At 40.1% G+C, this 14407-nt stretch carries 9 protein-coding genes, 1 pseudogene and 1 riboswitch; of the genes and pseudogenes, 6 read left to right on the top strand and 4 right to left on the bottom strand.

Annotated features, from left to right (window positions below):
• Window positions 1-62 precede the first annotated feature (62 nt).
• Window positions 63-248: pseudogene (locus DPX34_RS22345) on the top strand (group II intron reverse transcriptase/maturase); the annotation flags it as partial.
• A gap of 78 nt (window positions 249-326) precedes the next feature.
• Here the strand turns inward: DPX34_RS22345 and DPX34_RS06555 are convergent.
• The 4 genes from DPX34_RS06555 to DPX34_RS06540 form a co-directional block, all read right to left on the bottom strand.
• Complete coding sequence (locus tag DPX34_RS06555) at window positions 327-1235, bottom strand: ankyrin repeat domain-containing protein (RefSeq protein WP_111977612.1); 909 nt, start codon at window positions 1233-1235, stop codon at window positions 327-329.
• A gap of 472 nt (window positions 1236-1707) precedes the next feature.
• On the bottom strand, window positions 1708-2985 hold the full coding sequence (locus tag DPX34_RS06550) for an alginate lyase family protein (RefSeq protein WP_111977611.1): 1278 nt from the start codon (window positions 2983-2985) through the stop codon (window positions 1708-1710).
• Between the two features lie 374 nt (window positions 2986-3359).
• Window positions 3360-5978: a family 78 glycoside hydrolase catalytic domain gene (locus DPX34_RS06545; protein ID WP_111977610.1), complete on the bottom strand. Its 2619-nt coding sequence runs from the start codon at window positions 5976-5978 to the stop codon at window positions 3360-3362.
• Window positions 5979-6541: 563 nt separating this feature from the next.
• Window positions 6542-9418, bottom strand: coding sequence for a glycoside hydrolase family 78 protein (locus DPX34_RS06540; RefSeq protein WP_111977609.1), 2877 nt, complete (start codon window positions 9416-9418; stop codon window positions 6542-6544).
• A 475-nt stretch (window positions 9419-9893) separates the two neighbouring features.
• A riboswitch (guanidine-I (ykkC/yxkD leader) is annotated at window positions 9894-10079 on the top strand.
• A 56-nt stretch (window positions 10080-10135) separates the two neighbouring features.
• Here DPX34_RS06540 and DPX34_RS06535 point away from each other — a divergent pair.
• The 5 genes from DPX34_RS06535 to DPX34_RS06515 all read left to right on the top strand — a co-directional run bounded on the left by DPX34_RS06535 (window position 10136) and on the right by DPX34_RS06515 (window position 14295).
• Entirely contained in the window at window positions 10136-11170 is a 1035-nt protein-coding gene (locus DPX34_RS06535; protein WP_232824679.1) for a putative urea ABC transporter substrate-binding protein, read from the top strand.
• Window positions 11171-11271: 101 nt separating this feature from the next.
• Complete coding sequence (locus DPX34_RS06530; RefSeq protein ID WP_111977608.1) at window positions 11272-12096, top strand: ABC transporter permease; 825 nt, start codon at window positions 11272-11274, stop codon at window positions 12094-12096.
• The gene (locus DPX34_RS06525) at window positions 12093-12860 is read left to right on the top strand and encodes an ABC transporter ATP-binding protein (protein ID WP_111977607.1); all 768 of its coding nucleotides are present in this window, start codon (window positions 12093-12095) and stop codon (window positions 12858-12860) included. The genes DPX34_RS06530 and DPX34_RS06525 overlap by 4 nt, the downstream gene beginning before the upstream one ends.
• An 8-nt stretch (window positions 12861-12868) precedes the next feature.
• Window positions 12869-13588 carry an urea amidolyase associated protein UAAP1 gene (locus DPX34_RS06520; protein ID WP_111977606.1) on the top strand — a complete coding sequence of 240 codons (720 nt, stop codon included), beginning with the start codon at window positions 12869-12871 and terminating at the stop codon, window positions 13586-13588.
• A 62-nt stretch (window positions 13589-13650) separates the two neighbouring features.
• The gene (locus DPX34_RS06515; RefSeq protein ID WP_111977605.1) at window positions 13651-14295 is read left to right on the top strand and encodes an urea amidolyase associated protein UAAP2; all 645 of its coding nucleotides are present in this window, start codon (window positions 13651-13653) and stop codon (window positions 14293-14295) included.
• Window positions 14296-14407: the final 112 nt, after the last annotated feature.

Raw genomic sequence — 14407 nt, 5'->3', positions numbered from 1 at the left:
TCGATGCATAATCGATGAACTTATTTAAAATCAAAAGCTTATTTATGCCTGTCCTACACGATCTGAGGAATTTGATAAAGCGAGGTGTACATGTACAAGCAGCAGTCGCTTGTGGGATAACAAGCAAAGGCCCTTGGCGTAGCTCGAAAACCCCGGGGATTAACCAAGCCTTGTCATTGAAATACCTAAAATCAGAAGGACTCTATTCGATAGTCGATGGATGGGTTTCGCTTCACTATCCTAAATGAAACGCCCTGTGCGGAGCCGCATGCAGGGTGTTGTGGGGGCTGAGGGTTAGATACCCTTGGCTACCCGATTATGCTTAATTACTTAAGCATGGCCTCTATTTTAGAAAAGCCTTTCTCAACAGCTATATCAATTGGCTTTTGCATATTACTGTCTCTTAGGTGCTTATTGGCATTATTTTCCAACAAGATTTGAACTGCTTTCTCATTGCCTAAAAATACGGCAAAGTGTAAAGGGGTATTTTGTGTAACCCGATATTTTTTATTATATTCAACACCATACTTAATAAGTAACGAAAGCTTATTAGGTTCAGGTTCTCGAAGTACCGTATAAATAAATGGTAGCCCCATTCCGACGTTAAAATTCGGGTTTGCTCCCAAAGATAGCAACTCTTCAATAACAATTGGATCTTCGGCAATTTCTAAAGGTATAAACCTGCCAATTGGTGTATATAAAAAGCTATAGTTGGTATGCTTTTTATTTATATCGACTCCAGCTTTAACTAAAAATTGAATATTGATTAAATCAGAATTAGTTATGGCTCTGTATAGCTCTTTTCCCGCTGATTTATTGTCAAATTTCGCCTCTTGGGTTAATAAATAATTGGTAATATCCAAAGAGTTATATTTGAATGATGTTGCAAGTGCAGAAATACCTGAGCCGTTAGTTGAGTGAATATCGGCTCCTTTTTCAATCAACAATTTCACTGCTTTTAAACTTTTGTCTTTGACTGCCCAATGCAGTAAAGGAACATTATTGATTCTTTTATTAGGGTCTACGTTTTTTAAAAATGTAGTCAATTCTTCTAGGTCATCATTCTTCAACGCCCCCCAAAAAGCTTTATTAAATTGTTTACTAGGTGATATTTTTTTATTAGTGCTTGGTTGATTTTTTTCTGCTAAACCAACCGCCGGAGTTTCCTTTGAACTTTGGCATCCAAGCATAATTAATGAAAGTACAATTATGTGGAATGATATTTTTAGTTTCATACAAGATCCATTTTCAAATTAAGCATAACGTTTAATATGTGCGCGATTTGCGCATTTTTCTATTAAATCCGCGCGCACTTTCATACTTTTTTTATTTTTAACAAATAACCTAACGCATTGCTATTTATATTATTTATTTGCAGTTAAAAAATTTACCCACGATAAAATGCACAACTTGCGCATTATATTTAATAGGGGTGCAAAGAACGGGAGTTGTGCATAAATACAGTGTGACAAATGAAGGCATCTGTTTTTAGTGGTTTTAACCGGTGCGGTTAAAAAGCTTACGGCACCCTACGGTTGGGCAGCTCTATAACGCCTGTACTACAAGGCTAATAAATGTTGCACTTCAGGGTGATGGCTTTAGTTAAACTGACTTTATATGAACACGCTTAACCAGCATGTTTGTTTATATTGATTACAATGCCTCAATATAAACAAACACTGATACAGACTTGGGTATAGATGCTGTTTAAAAAGTTAACAGTAAGTCGGGTTTTACGTATTGGTGATTCTGTTTGATGAATTTGGCTAAGTCAGCATCGTCATTAAATAATTGATTAGCGACAAATAAAGTCGACATTGCTTTGTCTTTAAATGCTTTTTTGGCTCCGCCGATTTGAGGATGTTTCCATTTTTTATGCCCTTGTGCGTGCAGTTGTAAGTATTGAGTTGCCGCTTTAATACTTTGCCCTTTATCGCCTTTATAATGTAATAAATCAATGTCGACTTGTTTAGCTAGCTCGGCCACTTTTAAAAATGCCATTAAGTTCATGCTGGTGTAGCTCACTGATTTTGTGCGGGCGAGCTCATGCGGTTGCGCACCACTTTTGTGTATTTGTGAATCAATTCGGCGGCGTTTAACGGTGTGAGTGTAAGCTTTGGCGTTATCTTTTTGGCCTAAGTGCAGCATTAAACCGATGACTTGATAATCGTACCAAGTAGCGTGGTTATTTTTAGTGGCACCTTCGGCGATGCCAATTTTACTGGTTAATAACCAGGTTAAATATTCGTTTAACCAGGCATTTGATTGTTCAATAAAGTGATTGTCTGCCATTTTATACGCATTAAGTAATTCAATACTCGTGACGACATTAGCGATATTTTCCCATTCAATTACGCCAAAAGGCCTACCGGTACTTGAACCCGGTACACCTTGCGCGTAATCAAGGTTAGGGTTCATTTTTGTATCTGGGTTGATCAACCATGTGTTAATGAGTTGCTTGGCTTTGTGCAGGTATTCTTTTTGATGGGTATAAAGATACGCTAAATTTAAGGCTCCTAAATCATGTAAAAAAGCTTTAGCGCGGGTTTGGTCGGTATTGTTACCGCGGGTAAGCGGGTTTACTTCGCCATCTTTACGTATCCACGGTAAGCCGTCTGCTTTTGTTTTGTCGGGCCACCAATAAGGCCCAATGCTCACATAGTCATGCTTGCTACCACTGGGGCCTGCTTGAGGTTTGTTGGTAACCGGGTTGAGCTTTCGTGTTAGGGCTTTATCTGCTTTTTTTAGCATGCTTTCAAGTGCATTAACAACGTGGGGTTGTGACTGCGCTAGTTTGTTTTTATTAGCCGCGATACGCGTGTTGCTTACATAGGTTAGCGAGTAGGGCTGTTGCTCGTTTTTGTGTTGGCTTGAGTTTTGATTTTGTGAATTTGATTGCGCGAGAAGTTGCTCATTGGGTTGGCTACTGCAACCCATCACCAGTGTTGTTAGCGCGAAGATCGAGCCGATTAATGTTTTATTCATATTTTTCTGCTTACGTTCTTTTAATCTTATTTAAATATAATGCAGTTAGACATTAGATTAGCTAAAGATCACAGGGTTATTTTATTACATGGCCTAATTATTTAGGGTGTGTGTTTATGAGTCACTAGAGGCTTACTTACTCTTGCTTACTTGAGCTGAGTTACCTGTACCCGTATTGACTAAGTGTTATTTTGATTGTAACTGCTTTTTATTGGTTTGTATTGCCTTGTATTGGTTTGGTTTGGTTTGCGTTGTCCTGTATTGATTTGTGATGTGCTAATTAAATAGAACGAAATATAACTTTCGTAGGCTAGCAATGAGATATCAGCGGGGCACCGGTTAAGGTAGCCGCCCCGCTGTTAAACTACATCGATTTATTTGGCATTAATGAACTGTTTATTTAGCGCGATAGTGCCACTGATGCTGTATTTACCTGGGCCTAAATCGGCATTTGTGTTTACAGGCTGAGCTTGATTTAGCACTTGCAAGTTGGTCACCGTTGGTAAATGTAGAGTGGCTCTGCTGTTATTTGGCACGATTAATGTCATCGCTAATTTATCATTATTAATAGACCAGCTAACGTCAATGTCTCCATTTATCGTTGGTATCCGGCCACTGATATCATTTAAACGAGACGTAAATTGTGGTTCTAGCTTGAACGTTTTAAAACCGGGTTCAAGTGATTGAACACCTAACATACCGTTATAAAACCATTGTGCTACCGCGCCATAAGCATAATGGTTGAGTGAGTTCATATTGGCTTTGTTATACCCCTCGGTAATTGAGTATGAATTCCAACGCTCCCATGTGGTTGTTGCTCCATTATTAATAGAATAAAACCAAGAGGGATAAGTTTCTTTTAACAAAACGTCATACATCACATCGCTATAACCATATCGTTGCAACACTTGGTGTAACATCGGAGTGCCTAAAAACCCCGTTCTTAAATGACCATCACTTTTATAGCCTAACAACCTCGCTGTTCTTGCTGCTATATCGACTGTTCGCGCGTAATAGGCGGTTGCGATCATATCTGGATGTGTATCGCCTTTTCGACCACTTTTTGAGTGGGGCTGCAACCAATCTCCGTAGGTTTCCATATTCGATATATAATTTACCGATTGTTTACCCGAAAACAAAACCCAACGTTTCATCATATTATAGTTTTCGGCTAATACATTCAGATCACCGGTATATTGATATAGTTCCCATGGCACAATGGTTGCTGCATCTCCCCAGGCCGCCGAAGCACCATCAGATAAAAACTGCCGAAAAGGCACAAACTTGGGTAACATCCCATCAATACTTTGCTCTTCACGTAGGCTTTCTAACCATGCAGCCCAAAATGCATACACATCGGCTTTGTACATTGATGTGCTGACAAATATTTGTGCGTCACCTGTCCAGCCTAATCTTTCATCACGTTGTGGACAATCGGTTGGTATATCTAAAAAATTTCCACGTAATCCCCAAGATATGTTATCTGAAAGTTGATTTAATTTGGTGTGGTTACTTGAAAAGTTATCATAAACGTTAAAATCAGAGTGAATAACTTGACCTGAGAGCCAATTAATTTGCGGTTCAATCTGGGTGTCATAACCACTTATTTCTACGTATCGATAACCGTGAAACGTGAATGTGGGACGGTAGGTAATAATGCCATCACTTTTAGGGATGTAGTAATCAACGTTTTTTGCTGAACGCAAGTTTTTTACATAAAATTTATCGTGTTCTAATGCTTCTGAAAAACGCAGTTTAATGGTTTGGCCTTTTTTAGTGGGTACGGTAATTTCAGGTACACCCACCATATTTTGCCCCATATCATAAATCGCAATGCCGTTTTTTATACTGATTAATTTGATAGCGGGTAAGGTTACAGTAACGCGAGGGGCAGTGTGTCGCTTAGGTTTTAAATCTACTTGATGATCAATGTGCTCGGTTACAACAGGCTGCCAATTCTGCGCATTAAAATTGATTGTGTTCCAGCCCGGCATTTCAAAATTTGCATCGTATGTTTCACCGTCATAATTACTCGCTTGACGAATTGGACCTTGGCGTGTGGCTTGCCAGCTCGGGTTGCTTGTTATCGTTTGTTGGCTACCATCATGATAGGTTATTTCTAATTGCGCTAATAAGCGCATGGGTAAAGTATAATCTTCTTTTTGTGGAGAAAAAATTCGTCCGGTATGCCAACCTGCTGCCAAAATTGCCCCTATGGCGTTTTCTCCTGGTTTAAGTAAGTGAGTTACGTCGTAGGTTAGGGTTTCAATGCGTTTATGGTATGGAGTCCAACCCGGTGTCATCACGTCATCACTTACCGCTTGGCCGTTAATATAAGGTTTAAAAACACCTTTAGCTGTAATGTATAGTCGAGCCTGTTTTACGGTGTTTTGAACGTTAAATTGTTTACGTAAATACTGAGGTTGTGTTTGCTGTGGTCCTATGTCTTCGTGTCCAATCCATTGAGCTTGCCAATCATGGTTGTTTAATAAACCTAACTCAACAAACTGAGATTTACTCCATTTAGAAACGGTTGTATGTTGATGACTACTGTTTAATCCCCAGGTTCTTACGCGCCAATAAAACGATTGGCGTGATTGCAAGGGTTTGCCTTTAAAACGCTGCCATGCATTATTATTTGATTCAACTTGTCCGCTGTCCCAAATCAAATTTTTTGTTGCAAAACTGGCTGTTTTAGAAACTTGTAATTGATAACTGTGTTGATATTTTTGGATGGAATGAAGCGGGAGTTGCCAACTAAACCTTGGCTTAGATTCATAAAATCCGATTGGTTCAACTCCTCCTTCTGCTATCTTTAATTTTATCGGCGCGGGTATTTTACTGAGTTCGTGTGTTATTTCAGTATTTACACTATTGACAGGGGCGTTAAGGGCATGACCGCAACTGATAATAAAAAGGGATAAACAGAGCCACACAAAATAACGCTTTATTTTTTTAAATATAGGTTCTAAATAATTGATGGAAACACGCATTTTAACTATCTTCTTTTTAAGGTTATATCGCTAATAAGAAAAGACAAAAAAATGCATAATTACTACCCCCCTGATTTTAAATTTAAGCCTTATATACACAAGTGACTTAAGATGCCGTGTTCAAGTATCTTGAAATCACTTGAGTATAGATAAAAGGAATAGGCGGTAGATATGATTTCGTTAATCATTAATGTTTTTTACCCCCGTTCTTTCCTATAGTCTTCTCGCTCAGGTTTTATGGTTCATTGTCAGCGCTTACTCTCGACTTTGGCTCCTGCGTCGTTCTAACACCTAAATCCATTTAGGCGGCCCCAATCACATAATAGAGCATATGCTCATGGGGTCTCGAAGCTTGCCTGCATGGATGCAGGTAAGGGGCGAGAGCAGGACGCGGTAGCTTTGACGGCTTTGCTTACATGGATGTAAGTACTTCGGTTTCGTCTGGAACTAGAAACCTGCCCCTAAAACCCGATCGCTTTGACTATATTTATAGTAAAGCGTTATCCATCATAAAGCGCTTACCGGCTCAATTTTATTTAACCTCAATTTATTTAAGCTTCATTTTATTTAACTTCAATCTGGTAATGCCCTGCGTTTACCGATATCACGGTTACTCGTTCGGTTTGTTTAATCAGTGTGACGTTTGTCGGGGTTAATTTTTGTTGGTTAATATATATTTGGTTTGTCGTTTTGGTGTCGTCAATTGATTGCAAACTGGGGATTTCTATCTCGGCGTGGGTGTTTGGGGGTATAACCACATTTAATTGCAAACCAGACGTTGTTTTTTGCCACTTAGATTCTATTGTGCCGTAAACTGATTCGAACTTGCCTTCTGCAAACTGCAAATAGGGGGGGATTAATGGCGCTATGCGTATTTTTTTATAACCCGCACTGAGTGGGCTGATGCCCGCAACACGATCGTATAACCATTGACCTATCGCACCATACGCATAATGATTTAATGACCCCGCTTTATTTGCGTAACCTTTATCGTGGGTATAACCATCCCAACGTTCCCAAACGGTGGTTGCCCCTTGCGTAACTGAATATAACCAAGAGGGGTAACTTTGCTTAAACAGTAAATCAAACGCGAAATCGGCATGACCCACTTTATCTAATACCGGGGCGATAAGCGGTGTGCCTAAAAAGCCCGTGCGCAGGTGGCCGTTCGCTGCATCAAAAGTGGCAAGCATATGTGGCACGGCTTTTTTAATGGTGGCTTCATCTAACAAATCAAAACCGATTGCTAATAAATAGGCGGTTTGTGTTTGCTCGCCTATTTTTAAGCGCCCTGTTTTATCAAAAAAATGTTGTTGAAAACGGGTTTTAACGGCATTTAATAATTGTTTGTATTTTATAACATCGGCGTTTTTACCCAATACATTGGCACTGTTTAAGGTGAGTTCGATTGAGCGCGCATAAAAAGCGGTCGAAATAAGGCTGTGATCGGTTTCGCCTCTGCGTGAATCTTCTCGTTTAGAGTAGGGCTGCAACCAGTCGCCTACTGTCCACATTTCACTTATGCCATTGTTAAGCTGGGTTTGATGATATTTAATCCAGCGTGTCATCATGTCATAGTTATCGGCGAGTATTTTTTTATCGCCTAAGCGCCAATAAACATCCCAAGGTATTGTAACGGCCGCATCAGACCAACCCGCTTGTGCTATTTTGCCGACTTCATTGGGGATAACCACGGGGATACTATGATCGTCAAATTGTTCTTCACGCACTGATTGTAACCATGCCGACCAAAATGCATGGCTGTCGGCAATAAACAGCGAGGTATTAGCAAACGCTAAAGCGTCGCCGGTCCAACCTAATCGTTCAGAACGTTGTGGGCAATCCGTTGGGATATCTAAAAAGTTACCTTTTAGCCCCCATTCGATATTAGATTGTAATTGGTTTAATTGCGGATTAGAGCTAAAAAAGTGGCCGGTCAAATCAAAGTTTGTGTATTGAACAACACCGGAAACCCAATCTAGTTGCGGTTCAAATTGAGGGTCGTAATGGCTTAGCTCAACATAACGAAACCCATGAAACGTAAACTTGGGTTGCCATTCAATAACACCATCATCTTTAGCGGTGTAATAATCAAGTTGTTTGGCACTGCCTAAATTTTTAGTAAACAACGAACCGTCTTTGTTAATACCTTCGCCAAAACGTAAATGTAAGGTTTGACCTTTTTTCATCGGGACGTTGATTTTAGGCACGCCAACCATATTCTGACCTAAATCAAAGATGAGTTTATCGTTTATTTTGCTAACGGATATAGCCGGTAATAGCTGCTTGTTTTTAGTGGTAAAATGACGTTTAGGTTGCAATAAAACGTCGGGTTCTAAATCTGTTGTTTTAATAGTTGACCAGTCAGCACTGTTGTAGCCGACTTGATGCCATGCTATTTGCTGGCCATTTAGTGGGTGTTGCAATTCTAGACGCGCGTCATATCGTTCACCGTCATACAAACCTGATGTGCGTATGGGGCCTGTTTGAGTCGCCCGCCATTGTTCATCGGTGATAATGGTTTTACGTGTGCCATCGGTATAGTCTATTTCAAGTTGTGCTAATACTTTGGGGGTTAAATTAAGTTTTTTATGCCAATGCCGCTTAGGCCCAAAACGACCAGCATACCAACCTTCTGCCAATTGTATGCCTAATGCATTTTCGCCCATTTGTAATGCCGAGCTCACATCGTAAGTCAGTGTTTCGATGCGTTTTTTATAAGGCGTGTAACCTGGTGTGAGTACATCGTCACCGATGCGCTGGCCATTGATATAGGCTTCAAAAACGCCTTTAGCGGTAATGTATAATCGGGCTTTTTCTATTTTTTTTGAGTTGGTAAATTCAGTACGTAAATGTTGTGGTACATGAATTGGGGTTTTATACCGGTTGAGTTTAATGGGTTGGGGCGGTTGGTTTATTTCATTTTTGTGGTTATTTATTTCAATCCATTTGGCTTGCCAGTCGGTGTTAGCTAATAACCCCAGTTCAAAATTTGCGGTATTACTCCATGCCGAGGCTTTGCCTTGTTGATCCCAGTAACGTACTTGCCAATAAACTTGTTGCCGCGAGTTTAACGGTTTGCCTTGATAATCAACAAACGTGCTTTGCGAACTAGCCACTTTTTCACTATTCCATAAGTCTGGCTGGTTAGGTAATAAACTAGGTTGGCTTGCAACCACAATTTGATATTGTGTTTGTTTTGTCTGACTGACCCCTTTTACCTGTGCTGGCAATTGCCAAGACATATTCGGGGATGGATCATAAAAGCCCAGTGGGTTGATAAAACCTTCACCCACTTTTAAATTTATGGGTGCGAAGGCTTGTTCGGCCTGTTCTTGGCTTGAATGACGAGCGGGTTGCTGAGTTTGCAAGCTACAGGCAGCTAATAAGCATATCAGCACTAACCAATAGCGTGGTTTATTAAATTTTATTTTTGCCATTTTAAATTATTATCATTTAAACATGTCGTTAAAGTGGTTACTTGAACGTTAATGTTTTTGGGTAAACTGGATATAAAGAAAAGGCTGATAAAGCTAAAAATTGATACCCTCTAATTAATTTAAATTCTTTGTTAAGCTCCTCATTAAGCTCTTCATTAAAGTATAAAATGACTTCGCTAAGGCTGCCATTTCAATTACAAGCCAAGAGAGGTTAATTAACTTTCACAATTATTATTTTTTCAATGTGATTGATTTATTTTTGTGCATGCTGTGTGTGCAATTGGTGCGTACTTTTTTTAACTTATTTTCTTTTATTTAAGTGGTTTTTGTTTATTTAAATATGTTTTTTATTTATTTTGTAAATTTATCAATTGTTTATGTGTATTTTTTAGTGAGGAATACATTTTGGAACAATACCTGCTTTAGTTTAAGTGACGAGGCAGGGGCTCATTTAAATTTGAGTTCAGTCGCACACTAAAGAGACGACTAGGGTTCCGGTTTAGGTTATTAAATATTTAATAAGTTGAATGTCTGGTCCGAGAGTTATCAACCTAGTAGCACTTTCACTTTAAAACTTGGCCAATGCCGGTTAAGTTTTTGTTTTAAGCGATTTGTGTTTGCATTTGCAAGGGTTACACGGAGGGATAAAAGCCCGGGAGGTATAGTTTAATTGAGCTTCCTGCGCCCTGAATCCGTGTAAACGTTGGAGAATGCAACATGATGAATGTAATAAAAATAGTAACATTGACACTCGCTTTACTCACCTCTGCAAATGCTTTTGCAAAAGATAAATTCTCTATTTGTTGGTCTATTTATGTGGGGTGGATGCCTTGGGAATACGGCGATAGCTCCGGCATTATTAAAAAATGGGCCGACAAGTACGATATCGAGATCGATGTTGTGCAAATCAATGATTATGTTGAATCGATAAATCAATACACGGCTGGCCAGTTTGATGGCTGCAGTATGACCAATATGGATGCGTTAACGATTCCGGCTGCAAGCGGTGTTGATAGCACAGCTTTAATTGTGGGCGATTTTTCTAACGGTAATGACGGTGTTGTTTTAAAAGGCAAAAAATCGTTAAAAGACATTAAAAACCAAAAAGTTAATCTGGTTGAGCTGAGTGTTTCGCATTATTTATTAGCTCGCGGGTTAGAGAGCGTTGGCTTATCTGAGCGTAATGTTAAGGTTGTTAATACATCTGATGCTGATTTAGTCGCGGCTTATTCTACATCGGGTGTGACTTCGGTTGTGACTTGGAACCCTCTGTTATCTGAAATTACTAGCCAACCTAAATCGTATAAGGTATTTGATTCGTCTGATATTCCAGGTGAAATCATTGATCTAATGGTTGTGAATACTAAAACGCTTAAAAACAATCCTAAATTTGGTAAAGCTTTAGTAGGCGCTTGGTATGAAATCATGTCGACTATGTCTAACAAAAAAGTGTTAACTCATATGGCTGAAGCGTCGGCGACTGATTTAGCCGGTTATCAAGCACAACTTGATACCACTAAAATGTTTTATTCTGCGGCGGATGCCGTTTCTTTTACACAAAGTGCTGCGTTACCTAAAACCATGAAGTATGTGGCTAAATTCTCCTTTGACCACGGTATTTTAGGTGATGGTGCGGTAGATGAAAACTTTATTGGTATTGAAACGCCTGAAGGTGTTGTGGGCGATAAAAGTAATATCAAGCTTCGATTTAATCCTTCCTTTATGCAAATGGCTGCCGACGGCAAGCTTTAATACTTAAGTTGATGTGCCTGCTTTTGCAGGTACACATTTTGTGATCCATTCTGTGCGTGTTTTGGTTTAGCGCGGGTGAACTTAAATAACTTGGAGCCATTATGAAGCGTCTCATGAATATTGAACCGTCTCGCTTTTGGCGAACGTTTCTTACCATTGTGCCTTTTATTGTGATTATTGCGTTGTATTGGAGTGCATCGGATGCGCGATTGGCCGAAAACCCGAACGATAAATTGTTACCGAGCTTTACCCAAATATCGAGCGCTATCGATCGCATGGCGTTTACTGAAAACAAGCGAACAGGCGAGTATTTATTTTGGCAAGATTCGGCTGCCAGCTTGTATCGCATTTTGCTCGGCATAACAATTAGTGCGGCGATCGGTTTAATCATTGGTTTAATTAATGGTTTGCTACCCGGTGTGCGAGCTGGACTTTCGCCGCTTGTTACGATTGCATCATTAGTGCCACCTATGGCCATTTTACCCATTTTGTTTATTACGTTTGGTTTAGACGAACTGGCTAAAGTGATGTTGATTATTATTGGGACTGCACCGGTGATTATTCGCGATATGCAGTCACAGGTGATGCAAATTCCTAAAGAGCAGTTAATTAAGGCGCAAACGTTAGGTGCTTCTACTTGGTTGGTAACGATTAGGGTGGTGCTACCGCAAATTATGCCTAAGTTATTGGCTGCGGTTCGTTTGTCTTTGGGGGCTGCGTGGTTGTTTTTAATTGCCGCCGAGGCAATTGCTGCGCAAGAAGGTTTAGGTTATCGCATATTTTTGGTACGTCGTTATATGGCAATGGATGTCATTTTGCCTTATGTGGCTTGGATCACTGTGTTGGCATTTGCGATGGACTTTAGCTTAAAGAAAATGTCGCAAGTTTGTTTTCCTTGGTATCACCATCAGGAGGCAAGCAAATGAGTTTTTTACAAATCAATAATGTGTGGAAGTCGTACGGACAAGCGCAAATTTTAGAGCGTCTTAATTTAAGCATAGATCAAGGTGAATTTATCTCGATGGTGGGTGCTTCAGGTTGCGGTAAAAGCACATTGCTTAAAATGATTTTAGGCAGCGAAGTGGCAACCAAAGGTGAGATTTCATTGGAGGGTAAACCTTTAGTGGCCGAACCTGACGCCGAGCGCGGTATTGTGTTTCAAAAGTATTCGGTGTTTCCTCACATGACGGTGCTGCAAAACGTGATGGTGGCTGATGAATTTACCAAGTCGTTTTTGTTAGGCCGTTGTTTTGGTAGTGCTAGAAAGCAAGTTAAACAAAAAGCCGAATCGTTTATTGATGCAGTTGGGTTAACCCCTGCTATTAATAAGTATCCGCACCAGTTGTCGGGCGGGATGCAACAGCGTTTAGCTATTGCGCAAGCGTTGATGAAAGCCCCTAAAATTTTATTGTTAGACGAGCCATTTGGTGCGCTTGATCCCGGCATTAGAGCCGATATGCATGTGTTAATACGGGATATTTGGAAGAAGAATAATCTAACCATTTTTATGGTTACACACGATATTAAAGAGGGATTTGAGTTGGGTTCGCGTGTTTGGGTGTTTGATAAAGTTAGGCATGACCCACAAGCCCCTATGGCTTATGGTGCGCAGGTTACTTATGACTTAAAGCTTGATACAGACAAAACCCCCGACATTGCTGCGTTAACGCAAAAAATAGCGGTTAATTAGGACTAAGCATGAAAACTCATATTTTATATTCAGACAGATTAGCCGGCGGTAAGCATTGGTCTATGCGTATGCGCCGCGGAACCAGTTTACGTTTGATTGACGTAGAGGGTGGGGCCAATGTTGGGGTGCTTTTTTATAATCCCGAAAACTTACTTGAACGCTATAACGCACCCGATACGTTAAAGTGCCAACACACCTATAAGTTAACCAAAGGCCATTGCTTGTATTCTGATATGGGGCGTATTTTTTGCTCTATAACGGATGACTCTTTTGGTTGGCACGATACGTTGTGTGGTAATAGCTTTGCTAAGCAGGTTGCGCGTCAATGGGGTGAACGAGATTATCAAGCCGATCGAAATGAATGGCTACAAAATGGGCATGACGCTTTTTTAATTGAAGCTGCTAAGTATGGTTTAAATAAGCAAGATTTAGCGGCTAATTTAAATTTGTTTAGCAAGATAACGCCGGATGATGTTGGTGGGCTAAGTTATGCGCCGGTGCAATCTAAAGCGGGTGATTTTGTTGAACTACGATTCGAAATGGACACCATTGTGTTGCTACATACGTGTCCGCATCCTCTTAATCCTGCGGCAGATTACCCGTTTAATCCAGTGACTTATCAAATTATAAAATCGGAACCGGTGGCTGATGATGATTTGTGTAAAAACGCATGCAGTGAAAACAAACGTGGCTTTGAAAACAATCGTTTGTATTACTTAGGCGCTTAAAAATAGGCGCTTAAAAATAGACATTTAAAAAAGTTAATTTTAAATGTGTAAGGAGGAAAATCATGATAGTTGAAAGTCAATTTGAAGCTAAAAACGCCGTCATAAGTGATACGGTTAAAGCGGGTGATTATTATTTAAAAGTCATTAAAAAAGGCCAAACGGTCCGTATTTTAGATTTAGAGGGCAACCAAGCTGCGGATACGCTGTTTTATAATGCGGCGGATCCGGCTGAGCGTTATAGCGCTTGCGATACGATCCGCGAGCAAGCTAATTTGTATTTAACGGCGGGGAGTGTGTTGATGTCGAACGATTGCAACCCAATGTTAAAAATTGTGGCCGACACCTGTGGCCGTCACGATACTGTAGGGGGCGCTTGCGCAACCGAAAGTAATACAGTGCGCTACGCTCTGGATAAAAAGTGTATGCATGCTTGTCGAGATAGTTGGTTGTTGGCTATCGCTGAAAACGAAGATTTAGGTTTAAGTAAACGTGATATTAGCCACAACATTAATTTTTTTATGAATGTACCTGTTACTACTGATGGCGGATTAACCTTTGCTGACGGTATTAGTGGCGCGGGTAAATATGTTGAATTAGAAGCGTTGATGGATTGCATTATTTTAATTTCGAATTGTCCGCAATTAAACAATCCCTGTAACGCTTATAACCCAACTCCGATTGAAGTCTTAGTTTGGAATGCGGCTTAAGCCTCGCTGAAGTCGATAAAACGCCCACAAGGCACAGTATTTGGGACGACCTAAATACTTGGAAACACCTTAGTTTCCACATAGTTTGCAACGGGACGACCCGACAATTGAG

The organism is Algibacillus agarilyticus, from assembly GCF_003286125.1.
GTDB classification, from domain to species: Bacteria; Pseudomonadota; Gammaproteobacteria; order Enterobacterales; family Alteromonadaceae; genus Algibacillus; species Algibacillus agarilyticus.
This window is presented reverse-complemented; position numbering and strand designations above follow the sequence as displayed.

Bases quoted from the DNA above. Each gene is read 5' to 3' on its own strand.
- DPX34_RS06535 (WP_232824679.1), top strand. From the start codon at position 10,136: ATGATGAATGTAATAAAAATAGTAACATTGACACTCGCTTTACTCACC.
- DPX34_RS06525 (WP_111977607.1), top strand. From the start codon at position 12,093: ATGAGTTTTTTACAAATCAATAATGTGTGGAAGTCGTACGGACAAGCG.
- DPX34_RS06550 (WP_111977611.1), bottom strand. From the start codon at position 2,985: ATGAATAAAACATTAATCGGCTCGATCTTCGCGCTAACAACACTGGTG.
- DPX34_RS06545 (WP_111977610.1), bottom strand. From the start codon at position 5,978: ATGCGTGTTTCCATCAATTATTTAGAACCTATATTTAAAAAAATAAAG.
- DPX34_RS06540 (WP_111977609.1), bottom strand. From the start codon at position 9,418: ATGGCAAAAATAAAATTTAATAAACCACGCTATTGGTTAGTGCTGATA.
- DPX34_RS06555 (WP_111977612.1), bottom strand. From the start codon at position 1,235: ATGAAACTAAAAATATCATTCCACATAATTGTACTTTCATTAATTATG.
- DPX34_RS06515 (WP_111977605.1), top strand. From the start codon at position 13,651: ATGATAGTTGAAAGTCAATTTGAAGCTAAAAACGCCGTCATAAGTGAT.
- DPX34_RS06520 (WP_111977606.1), top strand. From the start codon at position 12,869: ATGAAAACTCATATTTTATATTCAGACAGATTAGCCGGCGGTAAGCAT.
- DPX34_RS06530 (WP_111977608.1), top strand. From the start codon at position 11,272: ATGAAGCGTCTCATGAATATTGAACCGTCTCGCTTTTGGCGAACGTTT.